Origin of the sequence: Bacillus sp. RC251 (assembly GCF_044908765.1) — a bacterium.
Lineage (GTDB): Bacteria > Bacillota > Bacilli > Bacillales > Bacillaceae_G > Bacillus_A > Bacillus_A wiedmannii.
Genome location: NZ_JBIYDP010000001.1, coordinates 1,122,658 through 1,144,201 on the forward strand (window position 1 = coordinate 1,122,658; position 21,544 = coordinate 1,144,201).

Consider the following 21,544-nt stretch of genomic DNA (forward strand, 5'->3'; position numbering starts at 1 on the left):
AAAATTAAAGAATATTCAATTTAATCTGCATAAGTGAATAAATAGCAGTAAGTAAAGGTGAAGTGTATTACTTTCCAAAAGGGAACATAATGAACCTAAAAATGCCTATAGTAACTAACGGGGTGTCAGTATGAAGTTAAAGAAAAAATCTAAGATGATGATAGTTCTGTCAATAGTAGCAAGTTTATTAAGTGGATGTGGTTTTGGGGAGACGAAGATAGAGTATGAGAGATTAGTAAAGGCGTTGGATGAAGGTGATATGAAGACGGTTATGTCTGCGAGTGATGGCGGGTATGCTTATGTAAAAGAAGAGATTAGGGATAGCACGTTTTGGGCGGAAAATGATAATCGCATTAGCGTTGTATATCAAACAACAGGAGGAGTATACAATATTAAAGAAAAAAAGTTCTATGGAACAACTTTGCAAGAAATTGCTAGTTCATTAAATAGTGAGCAAAAAAAAGAAGAGATTGTATATAGAACTAGTATTAAATATGAAGATAATCAATCAAAAAGTCCAGATCAAAATTTGGACGTTTCGAATGTTCGATTTATATTTAATAGATTAAAGGGAATAGATAGTTTAAGACCCAAAAAAGATAAAAAAGATTTAGTGAGTCATCCAAGGTAACATATTACTTAACTGAATCGCAATTTCAAGAAATAATTAATAATAAGTTAAAGGTGGACTACGATAAATTTGATGAAGCAATATTATTAATGGAATTTAGTTCGGCGAAAGATTCAAAAGAAAATCCAATGGAATTCACTACAATAAGCATCACAATGGGATATGAAAAAAAGAATAAAAAAGGCCGATTAATAAGGCATGATCAAAAAATAGCAATCTATTTAAATAGTAAAGAAGATAACGATAAAGCTTCTAAAACCCGATATGAGAAGTATGAAAAACAATATTCGAATAGCAAGTAATGTATAAAATAAGGGGAAAGGTGTAGTTATGGTATGAGTAAAAGGTTAGTTAAAAAAATAGTTATTGTAATGACTGTAATGTTTTTACTAAGCGCGTGCAGTTTCGGGGAAACAAAAATAGAGTATGAGAGATTAGTAAAGGCATTGGATGAAGGTGATATGAAGACGGTAATGTCTGCGAGTGATGATGGATATGCATATGTGAAAGAAGAGACTAGCGACAGTACTTATGAAGAAAAAGAAGATGGTGAACATAGCAGGATAATATATCAAACAACCCATGGAATATATAATGTGAAAGAAAACGACTTATATGGGAAAACAACTCAAAAGATTGCTACTGATATAAAAAATGATAAAAACGTTGGTAGTAATCAAAATTACAAAAAAGAAACGGTCTATAGTACAAATTTAAAAAATGAAAAATCCCGTTCAATAGCCCAGGATCAAGCTATGAATGTTTCATATGTAAAATTAATGTTTAGAGGATTAAATGAACTTAGTAAATTGAAACCGAGTGAAGATACAAAAAGATTTAGTGAACCGAGCATAATAAGCTATGATTTAACTGAATTACAGTTTAAAAGCATAATAAATGACAAGTTAAATTTAAAATATGATAAATTTGATTCTGCAATATTGATGATTGAATTTAATACGCCTAATGATACAAAAGAAAATCAAATGAGAATAATACAAATAACAATATCGGTAAATTATGAAGAAAGAAAAGAAGATAAGCTTATAAAACGCAATCAAGAAATTTTAACATATTATCATACCAGAGAAGATAATAATCAAAGTTCCAAAAAAGAATATGTAAATTATGAAAAAGAGTATATAAATCAAAAATAACATATTTTGATTGAATTTTGAGAATGATAAATGTTGTGAAGATATGAGTAAAGGGGTAGTAAAAAATAGTTACTGTGATGACAGTTATGTTTTGCTGAGCGCGTATAGTTTTGGGAAATCAAAATAGAGTATGAGAGCCTAATAAAGGCATTGAATGAAGGTGACAAGAAGACGGTTATACTTAATTGAAAGAAGAATATTTGGAACTTTTGAGGAGAAAGGATACTATTTGATTTATCAAAAAGCATTCTGAGTATATGATTATGGTAATTAATGTGGTAATGGTATACTTAAAAGATTTTCTGAATTTAGTTGTACAAAGATCTATGTACTTAAAAATATTAAGAATGTAATAGAATTTTAGTGCAAGAAAATTATTTAAACTGTATAGAAGGTGAAATGTCAGGGTGTGGAATATAAAAGAAGAAGATTTATATAAGTTTCGAATGACATGTAAAGGGCGTTTAAGTCCTGAAGGTGCTGCGGGTTTTATGCTCGGAACGATATTTTATACTTCATTATTTATGGTTATTATTTTTGTGGGAGGAATGGATTATTATACTACCTTGTTTGATAAGGTAATTGTTAGGATTGAATTAGTGTTATATGGTTTGCAAGTAATGTTTTTAATTCTATATTTATTCCCTAAAGCACGTTATAAATTTCAAAAATTACAAACGCTCGTTATATTATTATATGCATTTCAACTTGGAACTATCGGATGCACTTTATTTGTACTTTCTGGGATGATAGAGCATTCAATTGATCTCCATACACGTGTTTATGTAGGTCTATTAGTATTAGGTGGAATTATTGTTCATATTGTGACAACAGTTGATACATTTAAACAAGCAAGCGAAGGTGCATTTAGTAGTGAGGACAAATCAGCTTCGTTTTTTAGTAAAACAAAGGGACATGTTATACAAGGTGCTGTAATTTATGTGATAATTCTTCTTGTTTTAATTTATATAAATAATAATTATTCATTAAACACAATGTTTGGTTATGTTATGTGTAATGTTATTATGTATGCAGTAGCAATAGGAGCGGCAGAGTTCCAGCTCTTAGTGTATTGTAGATTCAAATTCAAGTCATTTCATATGACGTGGGAAGAGAATGAGAGAATGCGTGGGAGAATTCGAAAGCGAGATACAAAATCCAAAACGAAAAGTAAGTAAGAGTGAAATGCAATTTAAGTATATGAGAATTATTTAAACCTTATAGAGGGTGAAGAGTCAGGATGTGGGATATAGAAGAAGAAGATTTAGATAAGTTTAGGATGACATGTAAAGGGCGTTTAAGTCCTGAGGGTGCTACGGGATTTATGCTTGGAACAATATTTTATATTTCGATATTTATGTTTGTTATTTTTGTAGGGGATTTGAATTACTACAACAATTTTTTTGATAGAACTATTGTTAAAACTGAAATTGTGTTATTTAGTATTCAAATTATATTTTTAATTATATATCTATTTCCGAAAGCATGTTATAAATTTCAAAAGTTACAAACGCTAATCGTATTACTATATGCGTTTCAACTTGGAACGATATTATTTGTAGTTTCGATTGTTTCTGAAATGGCTGACAATTCAATTGGTAGGATGTATACCGGGCTACTAGTTGTAGGAGCAGTTATTATCCATATTGTAGCAACGCTAGATACATTTAAACAAGCAAGTGAAGGTGCATTTAGTAGTGATGAAAGATCCACCTCTTTTTTTAGTAAGACAAAAGGAGCTATGATAAAGGGGGCTATAATATATATATTAATACTACTTATTTTAATGTATTTTCAAAATGATTATTCAATTGATTTTTTTGTTATGTATGGAGTGGGAACTGTATTAATGTATGCGGTTGCAATCGGAGCGGCAGAATTCCAACTATTGGCGTACTGTAGATTCAAATTTAAGTCATTTCATATGACGTGGGAAGAGAATGAGAGAATGCGTGGGAGAGTCGAAAATAAAATAAGAAATTCAAAACGAAAAATAAAGTGAAACTTTAATCAGTGGGGGTTTTCTTCATCCCCCACTGATTATTAGTTGAACCAATCGGACTTTTATGGGCAGTTGATCCCCCACCTAAATTCTTTGCTTTCGCTGAATTTTGAGCTGGGGGTCTTACTGCCCATTAAAGCGGGATAAATAATATATTAATAGAATTTTAGTACTCGAAAAATAATTGAAACGTATAGAAGGTGAAGAGCCAGGATGTGGAATATAAAAGAAGAAGATTTAGATAAGTTTAGGATGACATGTAATGATCGTTTAAGTCCTGAGGGTGCTACAGGCTTTATGTTTGGAGGAATACTTTATAGTTCAATAGCCGTTTTTTCTATTATTGTATCAGGTGATTGGGATTACTGTATGGTTCTCCTTAATATAGGAATTGTTAAGCTGGAAGTGTTGTTATATGCTCTGCAAGTAATTTTTTTCATTCTATATTTATTTCCAAAAGCTCAATTTAAATTTCAAAAGCTACAAACAATTGTTGTATTATTAAATGCATTTCAAATGGCAATAATATTACTCGTAGTTTTGATTGGTACTAAAATGGCTAATAATTCAATTGATCAGATTACATTACTGTATGCAGGACTATTATTTTTAGGAGCAGTAATTTTTCATATTTTGACAACAATTGATACATTTAAACAGGCAAGTGAAGGTGCATTTAGTATGGATGAAAGATCCGCTTCCTTTTTTAGTAAAGCAAAAGGAAAGATGATGAAGTGGGCTACATTATACGCAGTAACTATTCTTATTTTGCTATATTTTCATAACGATTATGGATTCGATACTTTAGGTATGTATGTAGTAGGGACCTTTTTAATGTATACGATAGCCATAGGTGCAGCTGAATTTCAGCTATTAGCGTATTGCAGATTTAAATTTCCGTCATTTAATAAAACGTGGGAGCAACATAAAAGAGAAACTCCAAGATATCAAAAGAAAAATAAAAAAAGTAAATCGAAACGTAAGACATAAAGGGAAATGGCAGAATAAATTTAAATGTTCGCCATTTAATATAACGTGGGAAGAGAATGAGAGAGTGAGAGAATGCGTGGGAGATTTTGAAAGCGAAATACAAAATCCCAATCGAAAAGTAAATAAGAGTGAAATAGAATTGAAGTGAATGAAAATTATTTAAACTGTATAGAAGGTGAAGAGCCAGGATGTGGAATATAAAAGAAGAAGATTTAGATAAGTTTAGGATGACATGTGAATATCGTTTAGACCCTCAAGGTACTACAGGGTTTATGTTTGGAGGAATACTATTTAGTTCAATAACCATTTTTTCTATTGTTTTATCAGCTGGGTGGGATTACTGTATGCTTCTCTTTAATATAGGAATTGTTAAGTTAGAAGTGTTATTGTACAGCCTACAAATAATTCTTTTCGTTATTTATTCATTTCCGATAGCTCAATTTAAATTTCAAAAACTACAAACCCTTGTCGTATTATTATGTTCATTCCAATTGGCAACAATAGCTCCTATTGCTTTGACTGTTACTAAAATGGCTAATAATTCAATTGACTGGATTACAATAATGTATGTGGGTTTATTGCTTTTAGGAGCAGTGATTTTTCATATTTTGACAACAATTGATACGTTTAAACAAGCGAGTGAAGGTGCGTTTAGTATGGATGAAAGGTCTACTTCTTTCTTTAGTAAAACAAAAGGAAAGATGATGAAGTGGGCTACACTATACGCAGTAACTATTCTTATTTTGATATATTTTCATAATGATTATGGGTTTGATGATTTATTTATGTATGTAGTAGGGACCTTTTTAATGTATACGATAGCCATCGGTGCAGCTGAATTTCAGCTATTAGCATATTGCAGGTTTAAATTTCCGTCATTTAACATTTCATGGGAGCAACATAAAAGAGAGACTCCAAGATATCAAAAGAAAAATAAAAAAAGTAAATCGAAACGTAAGGCATAAAGAAAGTGTGTATTTTAAGTTTTGATGATGAAAAAGTAATAATTTATAGGAGAGTATTTGAACTACGAAAAGAAAATTTACTTATGTAAGGTGATAAAAGTGATTAGTAGGTTATCTAATTGAAAATATAGAGTGGGTAGTGTGATGATGAAATGAACAAAAAAAGGGTTTCTAAAATGATTAGTATCATAATAGCAATCAGCCTATTACAAGCATGTAGTTTTTTTGAAAAAAAGATAGAATATGAGCCATTTGTCAAAGCTTTGGATGAAGGTGATATGAAAAAGGTTATGTCTGCGAGTGATGATGGATATGCGTATGTGAAACAAAGAGGTATATATAGTACATATGAGCAAAAAGAAGATGGAGAGCATAGTAAAACAATCTACCAAACTTCGACAGGTGTATATAATATAAAAGATAAAAGTTTATATGGGAATACAACACAAGAAATTACCTCGGAAGTAGATGATAAAAATTATAAAGAAAAAGTTAATTATAGTACAAATATTATGTATAAAAATGAAAAGGTGCAAAGTCCGGATTCAAATCTAGATGTTTCATACGTGAACTTAATTGTAGATCGTTTAAAAGGGATAGGGAAACTAAAGATGAAGCCAGGAGGTGATATAAAAAAGTTTGGTCAGCCTAGTACTGTTGGATATACACTAACTGAATCAGAGTTTCAAAATATTATTAATGATAAGTTGAAAATACAATATGATGAATATGGTGGTGGATCGATCGCACTGCATATTGAGTTTACAAAGGGCTCAGAGCAGATATTGGAAGTGAGTATTGTAGTGAATTATAAAAAGAGAAATGAAGAAGGAAAGTCAGTAGAACACATATCACAAATACACACATACTTTGATAGTCAACAAGGTAATAATCAGGACGCGAGACAGGAATATATTGATTTTAAAGCACAGTATAATAAGAAGCAGTAATATTAAAAAGAGCATTTGCACGTAATGATAATAGCGACATAAGTGGAATAAATGTTTCATAAATATAGTGGAAAGAATTTGAAGGTAAACGCCCCAATTGCTGGAGTAGGTGCAACAATTGGGGCGTTTATCTATCTAAATTTAGCTTGAATACATAACATGTTTTAGTTAGAGTATTGCTCCGCAAGTAGTTTTTCCATCTTCATAATAACGGTGTGAAGTTTTTGTATAATCTGCTTTATTGCTAAGTTACAACTATTTCCTCTTATAAAGTATTGCTTATTATCGATACATCGTCCACATCCCGATGTCATTAAACCCTAGACGTTTATAAATTCGTCCAGCAGCTGGATTGTTATAAAATAAGCAAAGTGTTCGGCCTTCTTTCGTAAAGTCTTGAATCATTTTTTGTAATATGAGTGAAGCGTAGCCATTTCTGCGATAATTCGGGTGTGTACATACGCCAACAACCATAGCGGATAATGAATTTTCAGCGGAAGTAGAGGCGGATGCGATGATTACGCCGTCTTTTTCAATATAATAAGTACGTCCCGTATTTGTTTCGAGAGCTTGTCTTAATATTTTCTCTGATTCATTAGCAGTCGAGAATTCATCGATGCTACTTCTTAATTGCATAATTCGATCTACATCATCTATTGATGCAAGCTTAATCGTTTCATGAATAGGCGTGTCAGGTAAGCTGTTGCCATTTAGACATTCACAAAAATACATATCACTTTTGGCACCTAGTTGAATAGCAGGAGAAGTTTCAAATTTTTCTACGATAGTTGACTTGCCAGATAGTTTAAGCGGCATATATGAGGAAAGAAGCGTCTCATAATCAGATGTAACAAATGCTTCTTTACTATATGGTATGAATGCATCATGGAAGCGGAGTAAAATCGATTGTAATGTTCCATCCTCCTTAAATACTCCCCATAGTTCTTGGAAATCTGTATCATAACCGAAAGCCTCAATATCTCCAATAATAAATAAGTTAAGGGCTGCTTCTTCTTTTAGAAAGGAAAATACTTGTTCATGATCTTTCTTTATTAATTTTCGCATCATAACGAATCGACCTCTTTTTTTATTTTTCTAAATATTACAACTTAAGTTTTTTGAAATCAATATAAAATTTTATGTTTAGTTCACAAACTTTCGGAAAAACTAGGAAAGATATGACAAAGGAGGTTATGAACGGTGGATCATCCAATTCAAGGGTTAATGAAAGCAGCAATGGAAAATTTAAAAGAAATGGTTGATGTAAATACGATTGTTGGAGAGCCTGTTCAAACGGCTGACGGTGGTGTGGTGTTAACGGTTTCTAAAGTAGCGTTCGGGTTTGGAGCAGGAGGTTCTGATTTCCAAACGAATGATGGACAAAGAGCGAACGGTAACCCTGCATTTGGTGGCGGTAGCGCGGGTGGTGTTTCTATTACACCAGTAGCATTTCTTGTAGTGAATAAAGATGGAGTAAATATTCTGCATCTACAAAATGCGACACATTTAGCAGAAAAAATGATTGAATTAGCTCCACAAACAATTGATAAAATTCAATCGATGTTCCAAAAAGATGAAAAGAAAGAGGGAAATCATCATCCTCAAAACCCAGATGAAATCCTTTAAAAACGCCTGCTCACGAGCAGGTGTTTTTTCTTGTAATCACTATGTAATAAAACACATGAAATTGTAAATAGTTTTTGAATTTTTTTCTATGTTTCTAAAATTTTTCATGTTAAAATATGCTATAGAATTGAAACATATAAAACGAAGGTGGCTAGGTGCTTTGTCTGGAGGATCTGACCAAGTAAAAAATATGATATATATTAATGGTAATCGTCGGGGTCATTGTTTTATTACATCAGGAATTACGTTTAAAGAGTTTGCAAGTAACATCCCTTCACCGCTTCATCAAGTGTTGCTTTTGAAGCATAACTTTGAATGGACAGATTTTCATTATCATACTTTATTTGAATATGTTGAGGAAGAAAATATACATAAGCTAATTCAAGCAGAGATTGATGAATTTGATGAATTTTGTTGGGTAGATTTTGATGATGCAAGCGATTTAGATGAATTAGAGCCAAAAGAAATTGCAGAGCTTTTATATTTGGCTCACAAAAAAGAACCACTTGCAAGAACATTCTTTCCGCTATTGAAAAATAGATTTGTTTATTTTTCACATGATGACGGATGGTACAACAAAGTGTATTATCGTAGAATTGCTGACTTTGTAGGGATGTTAAGTAAAGTCATTCCTTATAAACTCGGTGCTTTCGGTAAGAAACGTTTTTCTTTGTTCCAAAAATCAAAAATTTTCCCAGCAATTTCGAAAGAAGTGATCATGGGGCTTCTTCCATTAATGGAGGACGGTCTTTATATTGATCTAGCAGGGAAAATTGAGTCAAGAAGAGGTCTTGAAATTCCGGTATATGTAGTTGGTTCGTATGAAAGTACGGATGAGGTGCTAGATAATATCGATGAATTGAAAGAAGAAGCAACAGAGACGGGCTGGCTTATTTTTGATAAGAAAGAACAAGAATGGCAATGGGTTGTGGACTAAGAAAACTTGGCGCATGAAGTCAAGTTTTCTTGTCATTTGAAAGGAGTACAAATGAAGAAATATTATACAATTGTGGGTATTGTAAGTATTATTCTCGTAGCGATTTTACTTATTACTTGTCCGAAAGAATCGGATTTTAAAGTATATGTAGAGGATAAGTATGCATTGAAATGTGATGAGAGTAGTTTTGAATGCACACAAAATGTAGATGGTAAAAAAGAAAAATTACAATTTGAAAGTACAGATGCACGAAATGGTGTATTCTTTATGACTGCAAAGCAAACATTTAAAACAGAAGCTGGTGTTACGAAAGAATATAGCGGAGTAGGAATGTTTGGTACATTTCTTTTTGTTTCAGAGAAGACTTTCTAGTAATAGAAGGTCTTTTTCTTATGCTTATGTTCATATAGATGAAGTAAGACAAGCATAGGAGGGATAGTAATGAAGAATACATGTATCGTTTGCGGTGGTGAGGAGTTTTTTTCCTCAACTTTGTATGCACGTACGAAACAAGATTGGGCATATGCGCCAAACATGTACCGTTTTGAAAAGGTGTTTATTGAACATAGGGATGAAGAAAATTATCCAGTGTTTCAAGAAATTACAGCGAAACATTGCTGTGGATGCGGTCATATTATGTTGTATCACGAATGAACACACCAAGTATAACTTGGTGTGTTTTTTTTAAAACGCTGACAAAGAAAGCGGATAGAGTAAAGTAAATAAAACAGAAAAACTACCAAAACCAATTGCTGTATATCCAAGTGTTCTCGCTCCGAAATTGACAGCTAATAAGCCGACTAAAATCGCAAGAGAGCCGAGTGTAACTGGATAAAATGCAATTGAGAAAAGCGAAAGAAATAAAGCGACATAGCCTATCATTGCACCGGTGTTTGTACCTTCTATTTCATTTGCAATTTCTTTACGCTTATGTCTAATTGGTATGCCAGCTGGTGATATTTCAGCTGCATACTCTTCGTGTTTTTCACCACTTTTAAAATGATGATTTCTCTTTCTTCGCATGTACATCCCTCTCTTTCAATTGGGTGTACCTATAGTATCTTACACAAAGAGAAGAACATGAGTATGAGTTAAACCCAAGTAAAGCAAAAATTGGAGAATAAAGATTCCATTATTAGCTTGTACATCTCCTAATGAAGATAAACAGGAATTTTGGAAAATGATGTAGAATGAAATGAGTGATAAAACGTGAAGGCAGGGGAATGTATGACGAAATTTAATTGGCATGAATCAGCAGAGAAAAAATGGGATAGTAGTGCAGAATTTTGGAATCAAAATAGTCAAGAGATGTGGGACAGCGGGAGTAGGAGTACAATTATTCCATTTTTTGAACAGTATGTGAAGAAAGAAGCTCAGGTGCTCGATGTTGGTTGTGGGGATGGATATGGTACATATAAATTAAGTCGCGCGGGCTATAAAGCAGTTGGAGTAGATTTATCAGAAGTGATGATTCAAAAAGGGAAGGAGCGTGGAGAAGGACCGAATTTATCTTTTATAAAAGGGGATCTTTCTTCCTTACCATTTGAAAATGAGCAATTCGAATCAATTATGGCAATAAATTCTTTAGAATGGACCGAGGAGCCATTACGAGCATTAAATGAGATAAAGCGCGTTTTAAAAAGAGATGGGTATGCATGTATTGCAATTTTAGGACCGACAGCAAAGCCTCGAGAGAACAGTTATCCTCGTTTATATGGCAAAGACGTTGTTTGTAATACGATGATGCCTTGGGAGTTTGAACAGTTAGCGAAAGAACAAGGTTTTGAAGTTGTAGATGGCATCGGTGTATATAAGCGCGGAGTAAATGAGAAGATGCTAGGTCAACTACCTATTGAGTTACAACAATCGTTAACCTTCTTATGGGTATTTATGTTAAAAAACGCATAAAGAAATGAAAGAATTTTTAGGAGGTAAATAAGTGCAGAAAATACAAAAAACTGATACAATATCATCAGAACCAATTAAAGGGGGACTAGGGTATATGACAACTACTACAACAGTTAAATCCGACATTGAAATCGCACAAGAAGCGAGTATGAAGAAGATTCAAGAAATTGCAGCTGAATTAAATATTTTAGAAGATGAATTAGAGCCATACGGGCATTATAAAGGTAAGTTATCTCTTGACATTTTTAAGCGCTTACAGAACGAGAAAGACGGTAAAGTTGTTTTAGTAACAGCGATTAACCCAACTCCAGCTGGAGAAGGTAAATCAACAGTAACAGTTGGTTTAGGTCAAGCTTTTAATAAAATTGGTAAGAAAACAGTAATTGCACTTCGCGAACCATCTCTTGGACCAACAATGGGACTAAAAGGCGGAGCAGCAGGTGGTGGTTTTTCACAGGTAGTACCTATGGAAGACATTAACCTTCACTTTACTGGAGATATCCATGCGATCACAACTGCTAATAACGCGTTAGCGGCGTTTATTGATAATCATATCCAACAAGGAAACACACTTGGAATTGATACACGTAAAATCGTTTGGAAACGCTGTGTTGACTTAAATGATCGTGCCCTTCGTAACGTAGTAATTGGTCTTGGTGGACCAGTTCAAGGTGTACCACGTGAAGACGGTTTTGATATTACAGTAGCATCTGAAATTATGGCGGTATTCTGCCTTGCAACAGATATTCAAGATTTAAAAGCGCGTCTATCTCGCATCGTAGTTGCTTATAACTTTGCAAATCAACCTGTAACGGTTAAAGATTTAGGTGTAGAAGGTGCGTTAACATTATTATTAAAAGATGCATTAAAACCAAACTTAGTACAAACGTTAGAAAATACACCAGCTATCATTCACGGCGGACCATTTGCGAATATCGCTCACGGTTGTAACAGTGTTATCGCTACAACAATGGCAGCAAAATTAGGTGATTATGTTATTACAGAAGCTGGATTCGGTGCTGATTTAGGTGCAGAGAAGTTTTTAGATATTAAAGCTCGTGCAGCTGGCATTAAACCAGAAGCAGTTGTTATTGTTGCGACTATTCGTGCGCTTAAAATGCATGGTGGCGTAGCAAAAGATCAATTAAAAGAAGAAAATGTAGACGCATTAGCAAAAGGTATGGAAAACTTACAGAAGCATGTTGAAACAATTCAAAGCTTCGGTGTGCCTTTCGTAATTGCAATTAATAAATTTATTACAGATACAGATGCAGAAGTTGCATACTTACAAGAGTGGTGCAATGAGCGTGGCTATGCAGTATCCTTAACGGAAGTTTGGGAGAAAGGTGGCCAAGGCGGAGTTGACCTTGCTGAAAAAGTGTTAAAAGAAATCGAAAAAGGTGAGAACAACTACGCACCACTTTATGAATTAGAATTACCATTAGAAGAAAAAATCCGTACAATTGCTCAAAAAGTGTACGGTGCAAAAGATATTGAATTTGCTCCGAAAGCACGTAAGCAATTAGCTCAATATGAAGGAGAAGGATGGAGTAACCTACCAATTTGTATGGCGAAAACACAATACTCTCTTTCTGACGATGCAACAAAATTAGGTCGTCCATCAGATTTTATCGTTACAATTCGTGAGCTGAAACCATCAATTGGTGCAGGATTTATCGTTGCGTTAACAGGAACAATGTTAACAATGCCAGGCCTTCCAAAACAGCCAGCAGCACTACAAATGGACGTAAATGAAGATGGAAAAGCAGTAGGTTTATTCTAAAAGGTTGTAATTCATCTCGTTTATCTGTAAACTATATATACATCAAGTGGCGCCTTTCCATCGAAAGGCGCCTGTTTTTTGGAGGAAATTATGTTTGATCCAACTGCTTTTGATAATTTAAAAGTAATCGTAGAAGGTGCTGTTTATGATTTTGATTTACATGGAGATATTCTTGTAACAGATCGAAAAGATATGATGGACCTTGCCTCATTAAGTCGTATATACAATATTTCATTTCAATTAACAGAGCCGTTCGAACAGTTAGTAGAAGCAACATTTTCACTATCTGTAGATGCAAAGAACTTATCTGGTGAAATATTGGAAGTCCCACAATTTACACCAGGTTGTGAAATGAAGTTAGCATTTTCATTCCCGATAGAAAAGCCAGAGGTAGTGTGTGAAGAAATTGAAAATTTCATGCATTCTATATGGGGAAAAGAAAGAATGATTACGCAGAAAATTTCATACGAATATAATAAGCAAGCGATTTCATATCATAATAAGGTAGAGGTTATATTTCAAAAAGCGATTACAGAAGACCATGTTGATGATTTAATAGCTGTTATTTCACACATGATAGAAACGGTGCGAACAATACAACATTTTCTTCAAAAATAGAGATAAAGGAGAAAAACAAATGATAAAAGATATGCAACCATTTTTACAACAAGCTTGGGAGAAGGCTGGTTTTAAAGAATTAACTGAAATTCAAAAACAAGCGATTCCAACTATTTTAGAAGGACAAGACGTTATAGCTGAATCTCCAACTGGAACAGGAAAAACATTAGCGTACTTATTACCCCTTTTACATAAAATTAATCCTGAAGTAAAACAACCACAAGTTGTTGTTTTAGCGCCAACACGTGAGCTTGTCATGCAAATTCACGAAGAGGTTCAAAAGTTTACAGCAGGGACTGAAATTTCAGGGGCATCTTTAATTGGTGGTGCAGATATTAAGCGCCAAGTTGAAAAATTAAAGAAACACCCGAGAGTAATTGTCGGTTCACCAGGACGTATTTTAGAATTAATTCGAATGAAAAAGCTAAAGATGCATGAAGTGAAAACGATTGTATTTGATGAGTTTGATCAAATTGTAAAACAAAAGATGATGGGCGCAGTACAAGATGTAATTAAATCTACAATGCGGGATCGTCAATTAGTATTCTTCTCGGCGACAATTACAAAAGTGGCAGAAGATGCTGCACGTGATTTAGCAGTTGAACCACAATTAGTACGTATAACACGTGCAGAGTCAAAAAGCTTAGTTGAGCATACGTATATCATTTGTGAGCGACGCGAAAAAAATGATTACGTAAGAAGAATTATGCATATGGGTGATGTAAAAGCAGTTGCTTTCTTAAATGACCCATTCCGTTTAGATGAAATTACTCAGAAATTGCAATTCCGTAAAATGAAAGCAGCAGCTCTTCATTCAGAGGCAAGTAAGCAAGAGCGTGAAGCAACGATGCGTGCTTTCCGCAGCGGGAAATTAGAAATTTTACTTGCTACTGATATTGCAGCACGTGGAATAGATATCGATGATTTAACACATGTAATCCACTTAGAGTTACCAGACACAGTAGACCAATATATTCACCGCTCAGGACGTACAGGACGTATGGGTAAAGAAGGAACTGTCGTTTCTCTTGTAACACAACAAGAAGAGCGTAAACTACTTCAATTTGCAAAAAAATTAGGTATCGTGTTTACGAAGCAAGAAATGTTCAACGGATCATTTGTAGAAACGAAACCGAAAGCACCAAAGAAAAAGAAACCAGCATTTACTGGGAAGAAAAAACCTAGATAAATAATGGAGAAGGCGTAACTACTTGTAGTTGCGTCTTTTATGTTTGTAATTGAATGAAAAAGGAATAATAATAACATCTGTAGAAACCTACATAGAATATAAAAACCATTAGGGGGAAAAACAATGATTCATAAAGTCGGACAAATTATGTTATATGTAAATAATCAAGATGAGGCAGTAAATTTTTGGACGGAAAAGGTAGGGTTTCATGTAGTTGCAGAGGAAGATAATAAGCAAGGAATGAGATGGATTGAAATCGCTCCGAAAAGCGGTGCAGAAACGAGCATTATATTACATAATAAAGAAGTGATTTCTAAGATGAGCCCAGAATTAAATCTTGGTACACCATCTTTAATGTTCTTCTCAGAAAATCTTGATCAATTATATACAGATTTAAAAAATAAAAATGTTACTGTTGGTGAAATGGTCACTATGCCTTCTGGTAAAGTGTTTAACTTTGCTGATAGTGAAAGCAATTATTTTGCGGTTATGGAAAAGAACCAATAATAATATTGTTATGTGAAAATCCCCCTCAAATATATTGAGGGGGATTAAATCTTTGAAATGAATTTTTCATGAGAGAGTTGTTTAATAAAAAATGCCCCTTTTTCAATAGCTGTTTCAATATAACCAACGATTTGATCGAACGTAAATACTTGCAAGTTTTCATGTAAATGTTGCTCTGGATACAACATATCTTCAAAAAGATACTTTCGAAAAGCTAAAACGTTTTCTTTAGAAACCTCTTCAATATCTATAATGTGAGCCTCTTGATTGAGAAGAGAGAAGAGCCGTTGTTCTTTATCGTAATGATAAAGTAATTTTGCGTTCAATAATTTAAAGTCGTTGTAGTACATAGGCGCGATAGTTTCGTCATTTTCGATTCTATTTTTAAGCCAAGGTAGAAAAAAGCCGCTTAGCCAATTATCATCGGCAATGAGGTGGGTGCAATAGCCTAGGAGAAAAGGGGACTCCATATAATCTTTATATTTATGAATAAATGATCCATAATCAATTCGTCTCGTATAGTCTTTTGTTGAGCCGGCGTAAAAATGTGAGGTGACTTTTTCTATCTTTGAATGCACAGCATCAGGGGCCACACCTCCAAGTATAAAAGAAGTTTTATCTTGAATAGATAATTTCTCGGCAATCCTGTTAGCGATAATAGCATGCATAATTCGTGATCCCATGAATGACACCTCGGTTTCAAGTATTCATTTCAGGAAGAGGACTGGACAGTTAGTATTACTTTCCCTGTACTTTTTCTACTTTCGACCCATTCATGTGCTTTCCCTGCATCTTGAAGTGGAAAAGATTTCGTAGCCTTAATTTGCAAACTTCCGTCACTTAAATAACGGAAAACTTCATTTGCAGTTTCTTGGAGTAGTTCAGGACGTTTTTTTCGTGTAGTACCAAAGCTAAAACCGAGTATAGAGCGGCAACTTGCGTGTAAATCTTTCGTTTGGAAGTTACCAATTTCACCGCTTGCATTTCCGAAATGAACGAGGCGACCATAATAAGCAAGACATTTTAAACTTCTTTCCGAAACCGTTCCAGAAATAGAATCTAAAATTACATCAACGCCTTCACCGTTGGTCAGCTCATTGACTTTCTCTACAAAATCTACATCTTGACGACATATAACATAATCAGCTCCAGCGTCTAAAGCGATTTTACTTTTCGCTTCATTTCCGACAGTACCGATAACAGTTCCAGCCCCTAATAGTTTAGCGATTTGAATTGCTGTCGTACCAATCCCACCAGCCGCTGCATGAATGAGTACAGACTCATCTTGTTGAAGCCTTGCTACATTTGCGAGTAAATTATAGCTTGTAAAAGATACAATCGGACAAGCAGCTGCAGTTTGAAAATCGACTTCATCAGGCAAAGCAAAAGTAAGGTTTTCGTTTGCGACAACGTATTCTGCGTAAGAGCCATCTTGAGGAAAAGCAATGACACGTTGTCCAGGATAAATATTTTTCACATGAGAACCGACTCGTTCTACAACACCAGCGGCATCTATCCCTGGTATAAAAGGTAGAGCTTTATTTCCTTTTTTACCATAACGGGATTTAATATCGGCGAAATTTATACTAGTAGCAACAACGCGAATCAAAACTTGATCTTCTGAAATAGCCGGCATATCCACATCTGTATATTTCATCACTTCAGGACCACCGAACGACGTTACAATGATAGCTTTCATTATATATCCTCCTAAATTTGACTATATAAATCATTTTAAATGTTCATTAGAAATTGGGAAATTATATAATAGTTATGTGTGATTATAAGTGAAGCTTATGAACTGATTGAATCACTATATTAATTTATATAAAAAAACTTTTGAAAAAATCGAACGAAACATCAATTACTTGCCAATATATAGTGTAAGACAAAGGAGGGAAGGTAAATGAAGGATGAAACATTGTATACAAATTTAATCCAATTAACTTTATCAGGCAATAAAGAAGCGTATGGCGAATTGTATGATAAAACGATTCAAGAAGTATATAAAACAGCACATTTTTTAATAGGTGATAAAACGGATGTAGATGATGTCGTTCAAGAAATATACATACAACTATATGAATCGCTTCGTAAGTATGATAGCGAGAAGCCATTTCGCCCTTGGCTAATTGGACTTGCGATTAAACAAATTCACTCTTATAGAAGAAAGAGGTGGATGCGACTACGAATTATAAAAAAAGCAGAAGAGCAAAGAAAACCAGTACAAATTGATTTTTCTAACGATATTGTAAGTAAAATATCAAACAAAAAACTAATCGAACTTATACATAAATTACCGTATAAATTGAAACAAGTTATTATCTTAAGATACTTACACGATTATTCACAAGAAGAAGTAGCACACATATTACATATTCCAATTGGTACTGTGAAATCTAGAATTCACGCGGCATTAAAAAAACTACGTCAAAAAGAGCAAGTAGAAGAAATCTTTTTAGGAGAGGTAGGGAATGTGAAATGAGCTTAGATTGTAGAGTTAGAGAATCTATACAAGAAGAAGCGAAGGGTATTATTGCCCCTCCGGAGTTAAAAGAAAAAGTAATTGTCCAAATAAAAATGAAGAGCGGGGGAAGTAAAAGGAAGAAGCGCCTTATCGCAGGAGTGCTTGCGGCAGCATTTTTACTCCCAACGACTGGTTTTGCGTATCAATCTATTATGGCGGATGGTATATACGGATCGTTTGAGAATTTAAAAAAACATGCTGGAGCAATGACGTTAGAAGCATATATGCGTTTTAATGCAAAATTATCAGAAGCGAAAGATGAAATGGGTGCGAAGGAATATGAAGAATTTACAAAAGAACTAAAAAAATTAACAAATGCAAAGCTTGCGTACGGGGATTCGAACGGTAATATTGATTATGATCAATTATCACCAGAAAAAAGAGAAGAAATGAAAAAAGTAAGTATGGGCCTTCAACCATACTTTGATAAATTAAATGGTCATAAATCTAGTAAAGAAATATTAACGCAAGAAGAGTTTGATCGCTATATGGAAGCTTTAATGACACATGAAATAGTACGAGTGAAGACTAAATCAACTGGTGGAATAAAAGTAGAAGATATACCTGAGGCATACAAAGAAAGATTTATGAAAGCAGAGCAGTTTATGGAGTATGTAGATGAAAAGGTGCGATAAATAAAAAAGCTCATAGCCTAAGCTGTGAGCTTTTCTTATTGAAACGTAAATATATTAACCACCTATTCCTTTTGCTAGCAATAAGAAATATACAAATACTAATATTACTGCATTTAATGCTGTACCAACTATTCCGAATAACCAATTTTTTGATGCGATCGCAAAAATAATTCCGAGTAATGAAAGTATACTGAGAATCGCAATAATTAAAGTTAAATTTGCATGAGGTCCTCTTAAAATAAAGAAAGAACATATACTTGCGAGAAACGTTAGAAACGAGAAAGTACCTAATTTCATAATAAGTCTCCCTTGTTTGAAATGTATTTTGACTTAGTGCGCGACTTTCTTAAGTTTAACATAAATTTCCTATTACCGATTGAAAATATGAACAATAAAAAACGAGTATAAAATCTATGCGATTTCATACTCGTTTTGTTATTACATAAATTTCCTTACCGCATGTATAGCAACTCTTACAAGGAGTATTGCACTTATAAATAAACTACCATAACCAACGACACTTAAAAATTGAACATTAAGTTCTTTTGCATACAAGTCAGGGCATAATTATCTTGATTTGCTTAATAAAATAAAAGTGGGAAATCACTTAGTTATATTCCTTACTATTCTCCTTATCTTTTTGTATAAAACAATCTAAAATAGAATAGCCAGCTATTAAACTTATTATCGTAACAAAAGTAGTATTTATAAGAATAATATTAGTTAAATAAGGCAGGTATGCACCAACTGGTGAAAAGAGTAGAGCTGGAGAAAAGGAAATGAATAGCGTCGGCACAGTAATAGCGATAAATTTATCCGGTTGAAAGCGCCAGTTTTGTTTACTCGTTTCGCGATTAATGGATTGAAGGAATCGTAATAAAATGCCAACTATAAGAGGGAAGAGTGTAAAGTAGAATAATCTTGGATAAACGTTAAAGTTCACCTGTGCGTCTGTATCTAAATAAAATTGAATTTTCACTCCGACAAATAATAATAAGACGATAAATAAGGTGAAGCAGAGATATAGCATCACTTTTTGCATTACATTCCACCATCCTTTACTCAAAATATATTCAAAAAAAGAAGAGATATACAATAACTACTGTTGTATATCTCTTCTTTTACGGTTATATAATAGTGGAGTTTGCTTTTTCTTGCTTCGTGAAATAATCTATAATGCCCATCGCACTAATTTCTATATCTAAATGTAAAATGTTGTAAATAGAATGATCTGATGGAACGTTTACCTTTGTAAGGTGAGAAGAGATCCTATCCATTAATACAGTTTGTAAAGCTTTAGTCGCTTCATCGAAATCATTATACTGTTCAAAGACCTCTTTTCCAGTATGAACGAAAATAGGTAGCCAATGTTCCAGTTGGTTATATACTTCTGTAACATTAGAGGATGCACCGTAATGACCGAAATAAATAGTATCTACATTCATACTTTGAATGTGATTTTTAGAAGCAATCATCGCATCTGGTTGGAATTGTGAAGGGGACGTTGATGGTAAATATAGTTCGACACCAAGGTCTGCGAGTTCTCTATAATAAATTCCAATTGTATCGCCAGTGAAAATGCCGTTTGTTAAGGAATCGTGAATGCTAATATGGTGTTTAGCATGTCCCGGTGTATCGTAAAATGTAAGTGTACGGTCTGCGGCAATTTTTAACGTATCACCATTTTGTACAATATGAACACGTTCTTCTTCTATAGGAAGAATTGGATCAAATAGTTTATCGAAATCTTCTTTGTATACAGCTTTTGCACCTAAAATGAGTTTTGTTGGATCAATCATATGACGAGCACCGCGAGAATGCACATATAAAGTAGCGTTTGGGCATTTTTCCATCATTAAACCAGCAGCACCGGCGTGATCTAAATGAACATGTGTAACGATAATGTTTTTAACTTCGTTTAAATCAATATGTAATTGTTGTAAGCCGTCTAAAATATACGGAAGAGAAGGGGCTGCACAAGTTTCAATTAAAGTAATATCGTCACCTAATAAAACGTACGTACCAGTTCGTTCATTATGTTGTAAATCAAAATCATCAATAAGATATAGGTGAGAAGATAATTGCTCTACTTTTTTCATCATTACCACTCCTTAGTTACTGTATGTTTCTATTATACGCTAAAATAGAAAAAAGGCAGAAAACGAACGCTCGTCTTCTGCCTTTTTAAAGTGTTATTATTTCGTTTGTTCTTTATTGATAGACATAACGAACAGTCCAACTATGCCACCAACGATTGGAAGCATAATTTCTCCTGCTAAATTAAAGTAGGAGCTTAAAAATAAACCATTTACATCGATTATCCAGCCAATCACATACAATAACATCATATATAGTACGAAATAAAACTCGCGATTTGAAATCGTTTCATGTTGTGCAGTTTTCATAATGAACACCATCCTTTGCTTTTATAATGGAATATAAACTGTCACATTTTGTTCATAATTTAATTGTAAAACTTTCCATCATAAAAGTCTAGTAGTTTGTGTCGAATTTTCGAACAGAAATAAAGCGCTATCATATCGGGGTGTAAGTACGTAATAAGAGCTGTATATTCATGAATGTAGTATAGTATAAACATAGAATGATAGTGAAGAGAGGGGTAAGGAAAATGACAGTTTATGATTTTTCAGCTAAAACGATAACAGGAGAAGATAAATCGTTAAAAGATTACGAAGGAAAAGCACTTCTTATTGTAAATGTAGCTAGCAAATGTGGTTTTACACCACAATATAAAGGATTACAAGAAGTATATGATAAATATAAAGACCAAGGACTAGAAGTACTCGGTTTCCCTTGTAACCAATTCGGAGGACAAGAACCAGGTACAGAAGCAGATATTACTAGTTTTTGTGAATTAAACTATGGTGTGAATTTCCCGATGTTTGCAAAGGTTGATGTGAAAGGTGATAAGGCACATCCGCTTTATACATACATGACAGAACAAGCACCAGGTTTACTCGGTATGAAAACAGTGAAATGGAATTTTACGAAGTTTCTAATCGGAAAAGACGGGAAAGTAGTAGGGCGTTTTGCGCCGCAGACGAAGCCGGTGGATTTAGAGGTTGAGATTGAGAAGGTACTTGGAGAATAACTAGAAG

Annotated in this window: 27 protein-coding genes and 1 pseudogene; 20 read left to right on the forward strand and 8 right to left on the reverse strand. The window is 33.7% G+C overall.

Annotated features, from left to right (window positions below):
* The first annotated feature begins 130 nt into the window (after positions 1-130).
* From ABH961_RS05710 to ABH961_RS05745, 8 genes and pseudogenes are all read left to right on the forward strand, one after another.
* Positions 131-933 (forward strand): annotated as a pseudogene (locus ABH961_RS05710) (DUF3952 domain-containing protein).
* A gap of 33 nt (positions 934-966) precedes the next feature.
* Complete coding sequence (locus ABH961_RS05715; RefSeq protein WP_098076447.1) at positions 967-1,788, forward strand: DUF3952 domain-containing protein; 822 nt, start codon at positions 967-969, stop codon at positions 1,786-1,788.
* 141 nt (positions 1,789-1,929) lie between these two features.
* Complete coding sequence (locus ABH961_RS05720; protein ID WP_257141962.1) at positions 1,930-1,977, forward strand: hypothetical protein; 48 nt, start codon at positions 1,930-1,932, stop codon at positions 1,975-1,977.
* 218 nt (positions 1,978-2,195) lie between these two features.
* Positions 2,196-2,966, forward strand: a complete 771-nt coding sequence (locus ABH961_RS05725; protein ID WP_098076444.1) for a hypothetical protein — start codon at positions 2,196-2,198, stop codon at positions 2,964-2,966.
* Positions 2,967-3,028: 62 nt separating this feature from the next.
* Complete coding sequence (locus tag ABH961_RS05730; protein WP_098131842.1) at positions 3,029-3,790, forward strand: hypothetical protein; 762 nt, start codon at positions 3,029-3,031, stop codon at positions 3,788-3,790.
* Positions 3,791-4,003: 213 nt separating this feature from the next.
* On the forward strand, positions 4,004-4,780 hold the full coding sequence (locus ABH961_RS05735) for a hypothetical protein (protein ID WP_088093139.1): 777 nt from the start codon (positions 4,004-4,006) through the stop codon (positions 4,778-4,780).
* A 188-nt stretch (positions 4,781-4,968) separates the two neighbouring features.
* Positions 4,969-5,745 carry a hypothetical protein gene (locus ABH961_RS05740; RefSeq protein WP_098076441.1) on the forward strand — a complete coding sequence of 259 codons (777 nt, stop codon included), beginning with the start codon at positions 4,969-4,971 and terminating at the stop codon, positions 5,743-5,745.
* A 176-nt stretch (positions 5,746-5,921) separates the two neighbouring features.
* Entirely contained in the window at positions 5,922-6,695 is a 774-nt protein-coding gene (locus tag ABH961_RS05745) for a DUF3952 domain-containing protein (RefSeq protein WP_141519953.1), read from the forward strand.
* 282 nt (positions 6,696-6,977) lie between these two features.
* On the opposite strand, the gene ABH961_RS05750 is transcribed toward ABH961_RS05745, so the two are convergent.
* Positions 6,978-7,763: a GNAT family N-acetyltransferase gene (locus ABH961_RS05750; RefSeq protein WP_098076435.1), complete on the reverse strand. Its 786-nt coding sequence runs from the start codon at positions 7,761-7,763 to the stop codon at positions 6,978-6,980.
* Positions 7,764-7,895: 132 nt separating this feature from the next.
* On the opposite strand from ABH961_RS05750, the gene ytfJ reads away from it, so the two are divergent.
* From ytfJ to ABH961_RS05770, 4 genes are all read left to right on the forward strand, one after another.
* Complete coding sequence (gene ytfJ / locus ABH961_RS05755) at positions 7,896-8,321, forward strand: GerW family sporulation protein (RefSeq protein WP_000349987.1); 426 nt, start codon at positions 7,896-7,898, stop codon at positions 8,319-8,321.
* Between the two features lie 160 nt (positions 8,322-8,481).
* Positions 8,482-9,258 (forward strand): oxalate:formate antiporter, encoded by a 777-nt coding sequence (locus tag ABH961_RS05760; protein WP_000014094.1) that lies wholly within the window; start codon positions 8,482-8,484, stop codon positions 9,256-9,258.
* 51 nt (positions 9,259-9,309) lie between these two features.
* Complete coding sequence (locus ABH961_RS05765; RefSeq protein WP_048540982.1) at positions 9,310-9,630, forward strand: hypothetical protein; 321 nt, start codon at positions 9,310-9,312, stop codon at positions 9,628-9,630.
* 69 nt (positions 9,631-9,699) lie between these two features.
* On the forward strand, positions 9,700-9,912 hold the full coding sequence (locus tag ABH961_RS05770) for a hypothetical protein (RefSeq protein ID WP_000798747.1): 213 nt from the start codon (positions 9,700-9,702) through the stop codon (positions 9,910-9,912).
* Between the two features lie 30 nt (positions 9,913-9,942).
* Here ABH961_RS05770 and ABH961_RS05775 read toward each other — a convergent pair whose 3' ends face one another.
* Positions 9,943-10,281 carry a hypothetical protein gene (locus tag ABH961_RS05775; protein WP_048540980.1) on the reverse strand — a complete coding sequence of 113 codons (339 nt, stop codon included), beginning with the start codon at positions 10,279-10,281 and terminating at the stop codon, positions 9,943-9,945.
* A 204-nt stretch (positions 10,282-10,485) separates the two neighbouring features.
* Here ABH961_RS05775 and ABH961_RS05780 point away from each other — a divergent pair, with 204 nt between their 5' ends.
* From ABH961_RS05780 to ABH961_RS05800, 5 genes are all read left to right on the forward strand, one after another.
* A complete protein-coding gene (locus ABH961_RS05780; RefSeq protein WP_060488566.1) occupies positions 10,486-11,166 on the forward strand; it encodes a class I SAM-dependent methyltransferase in 681 nt (226 codons plus the stop codon).
* A gap of 94 nt (positions 11,167-11,260) precedes the next feature.
* On the forward strand, positions 11,261-12,949 hold the full coding sequence (locus ABH961_RS05785) for a formate--tetrahydrofolate ligase (protein WP_012644371.1): 1,689 nt from the start codon (positions 11,261-11,263) through the stop codon (positions 12,947-12,949).
* A 90-nt stretch (positions 12,950-13,039) separates the two neighbouring features.
* On the forward strand, positions 13,040-13,567 hold the full coding sequence (locus ABH961_RS05790; RefSeq protein ID WP_116443145.1) for a hypothetical protein: 528 nt from the start codon (positions 13,040-13,042) through the stop codon (positions 13,565-13,567).
* Between the two features lie 19 nt (positions 13,568-13,586).
* Entirely contained in the window at positions 13,587-14,756 is a 1,170-nt protein-coding gene (locus ABH961_RS05795) for a DEAD/DEAH box helicase (protein WP_048540973.1), read from the forward strand.
* Positions 14,757-14,879: 123 nt separating this feature from the next.
* Positions 14,880-15,263, forward strand: coding sequence for a VOC family protein (locus ABH961_RS05800; protein ID WP_048540971.1), 384 nt, complete (start codon positions 14,880-14,882; stop codon positions 15,261-15,263).
* 44 nt (positions 15,264-15,307) lie between these two features.
* On the opposite strand, the gene ABH961_RS05805 is transcribed toward ABH961_RS05800, so the two are convergent.
* Both ABH961_RS05805 and ABH961_RS05810 read right to left on the reverse strand, forming a co-directional pair.
* Positions 15,308-15,946 carry a zinc dependent phospholipase C family protein gene (locus ABH961_RS05805; protein ID WP_048540969.1) on the reverse strand — a complete coding sequence of 213 codons (639 nt, stop codon included), beginning with the start codon at positions 15,944-15,946 and terminating at the stop codon, positions 15,308-15,310.
* A 29-nt stretch (positions 15,947-15,975) separates the two neighbouring features.
* On the reverse strand, positions 15,976-16,962 hold the full coding sequence (locus ABH961_RS05810; protein ID WP_048540966.1) for a quinone oxidoreductase family protein: 987 nt from the start codon (positions 16,960-16,962) through the stop codon (positions 15,976-15,978).
* Between the two features lie 207 nt (positions 16,963-17,169).
* Here ABH961_RS05810 and ABH961_RS05815 point away from each other — a divergent pair, with 207 nt between their 5' ends.
* Entirely contained in the window at positions 17,170-17,748 is a 579-nt protein-coding gene (locus tag ABH961_RS05815; protein ID WP_048540965.1) for a sigma-70 family RNA polymerase sigma factor, read from the forward strand.
* Complete coding sequence (locus ABH961_RS05820) at positions 17,745-18,425, forward strand: DUF3600 domain-containing protein (protein WP_098076432.1); 681 nt, start codon at positions 17,745-17,747, stop codon at positions 18,423-18,425. The genes ABH961_RS05815 and ABH961_RS05820 overlap by 4 nt, the downstream gene beginning before the upstream one ends.
* Before the next feature lie 54 nt (positions 18,426-18,479).
* On the opposite strand, the gene ABH961_RS05825 is transcribed toward ABH961_RS05820, so the two are convergent.
* The 4 genes from ABH961_RS05825 to ABH961_RS05840 form a co-directional block, all read right to left on the reverse strand.
* Positions 18,480-18,722: a hypothetical protein gene (locus tag ABH961_RS05825; RefSeq protein ID WP_000766029.1), complete on the reverse strand. Its 243-nt coding sequence runs from the start codon at positions 18,720-18,722 to the stop codon at positions 18,480-18,482.
* Between the two features lie 310 nt (positions 18,723-19,032).
* Positions 19,033-19,467, reverse strand: coding sequence for a hypothetical protein (locus ABH961_RS05830; protein WP_048540960.1), 435 nt, complete (start codon positions 19,465-19,467; stop codon positions 19,033-19,035).
* 85 nt (positions 19,468-19,552) lie between these two features.
* Entirely contained in the window at positions 19,553-20,524 is a 972-nt protein-coding gene (locus tag ABH961_RS05835; protein WP_098076429.1) for an MBL fold metallo-hydrolase, read from the reverse strand.
* Between the two features lie 96 nt (positions 20,525-20,620).
* Positions 20,621-20,830, reverse strand: a complete 210-nt coding sequence (locus ABH961_RS05840) for a DUF3925 family protein (protein WP_048540955.1) — start codon at positions 20,828-20,830, stop codon at positions 20,621-20,623.
* Between the two features lie 224 nt (positions 20,831-21,054).
* Between ABH961_RS05840 and bsaA the strand changes: the two genes are divergently transcribed.
* On the forward strand, positions 21,055-21,537 hold the full coding sequence (gene bsaA, locus ABH961_RS05845) for a glutathione peroxidase (RefSeq protein WP_098076426.1): 483 nt from the start codon (positions 21,055-21,057) through the stop codon (positions 21,535-21,537).
* Positions 21,538-21,544: the final 7 nt, after the last annotated feature.

Coding starts and splice junctions, on each gene's coding strand:
- ABH961_RS05835 (WP_098076429.1), bottom strand. CDS start 20,524: ATGAAAAAAGTAGAGCAATTATCTTCTCACCTATATCTTATTGATGAT.
- ABH961_RS05810 (WP_048540966.1), bottom strand. CDS start 16,962: ATGAAAGCTATCATTGTAACGTCGTTCGGTGGTCCTGAAGTGATGAAA.
- ABH961_RS05740 (WP_098076441.1), top strand. CDS start 4,969: ATGTGGAATATAAAAGAAGAAGATTTAGATAAGTTTAGGATGACATGT.
- ABH961_RS05825 (WP_000766029.1), bottom strand. CDS start 18,722: ATGAAATTAGGTACTTTCTCGTTTCTAACGTTTCTCGCAAGTATATGT.
- ABH961_RS05750 (WP_098076435.1), bottom strand. CDS start 7,763: ATGATGCGAAAATTAATAAAGAAAGATCATGAACAAGTATTTTCCTTT.
- ABH961_RS05840 (WP_048540955.1), bottom strand. CDS start 20,830: ATGAAAACTGCACAACATGAAACGATTTCAAATCGCGAGTTTTATTTC.
- ABH961_RS05815 (WP_048540965.1), top strand. CDS start 17,170: ATGAAGGATGAAACATTGTATACAAATTTAATCCAATTAACTTTATCA.
- ABH961_RS05830 (WP_048540960.1), bottom strand. CDS start 19,467: ATGCAAAAAGTGATGCTATATCTCTGCTTCACCTTATTTATCGTCTTA.
- ABH961_RS05805 (WP_048540969.1), bottom strand. CDS start 15,946: ATGGGATCACGAATTATGCATGCTATTATCGCTAACAGGATTGCCGAG.
- ABH961_RS05795 (WP_048540973.1), top strand. CDS start 13,587: ATGATAAAAGATATGCAACCATTTTTACAACAAGCTTGGGAGAAGGCT.
- ABH961_RS05735 (WP_088093139.1), top strand. CDS start 4,004: ATGTGGAATATAAAAGAAGAAGATTTAGATAAGTTTAGGATGACATGT.
- ABH961_RS05775 (WP_048540980.1), bottom strand. CDS start 10,281: ATGCGAAGAAAGAGAAATCATCATTTTAAAAGTGGTGAAAAACACGAA.
- ABH961_RS05765 (WP_048540982.1), top strand. CDS start 9,310: ATGAAGAAATATTATACAATTGTGGGTATTGTAAGTATTATTCTCGTA.
- ABH961_RS05820 (WP_098076432.1), top strand. CDS start 17,745: ATGAGCTTAGATTGTAGAGTTAGAGAATCTATACAAGAAGAAGCGAAG.
- ABH961_RS05785 (WP_012644371.1), top strand. CDS start 11,261: ATGACAACTACTACAACAGTTAAATCCGACATTGAAATCGCACAAGAA.
- ABH961_RS05800 (WP_048540971.1), top strand. CDS start 14,880: ATGATTCATAAAGTCGGACAAATTATGTTATATGTAAATAATCAAGAT.
- ABH961_RS05745 (WP_141519953.1), top strand. CDS start 5,922: ATGATTAGTATCATAATAGCAATCAGCCTATTACAAGCATGTAGTTTT.
- ABH961_RS05790 (WP_116443145.1), top strand. CDS start 13,040: ATGTTTGATCCAACTGCTTTTGATAATTTAAAAGTAATCGTAGAAGGT.
- ABH961_RS05780 (WP_060488566.1), top strand. CDS start 10,486: ATGACGAAATTTAATTGGCATGAATCAGCAGAGAAAAAATGGGATAGT.
- ABH961_RS05715 (WP_098076447.1), top strand. CDS start 967: ATGAGTAAAAGGTTAGTTAAAAAAATAGTTATTGTAATGACTGTAATG.
- bsaA (WP_098076426.1), top strand. CDS start 21,055: ATGACAGTTTATGATTTTTCAGCTAAAACGATAACAGGAGAAGATAAA.
- ABH961_RS05730 (WP_098131842.1), top strand. CDS start 3,029: ATGTGGGATATAGAAGAAGAAGATTTAGATAAGTTTAGGATGACATGT.
- ABH961_RS05770 (WP_000798747.1), top strand. CDS start 9,700: ATGAAGAATACATGTATCGTTTGCGGTGGTGAGGAGTTTTTTTCCTCA.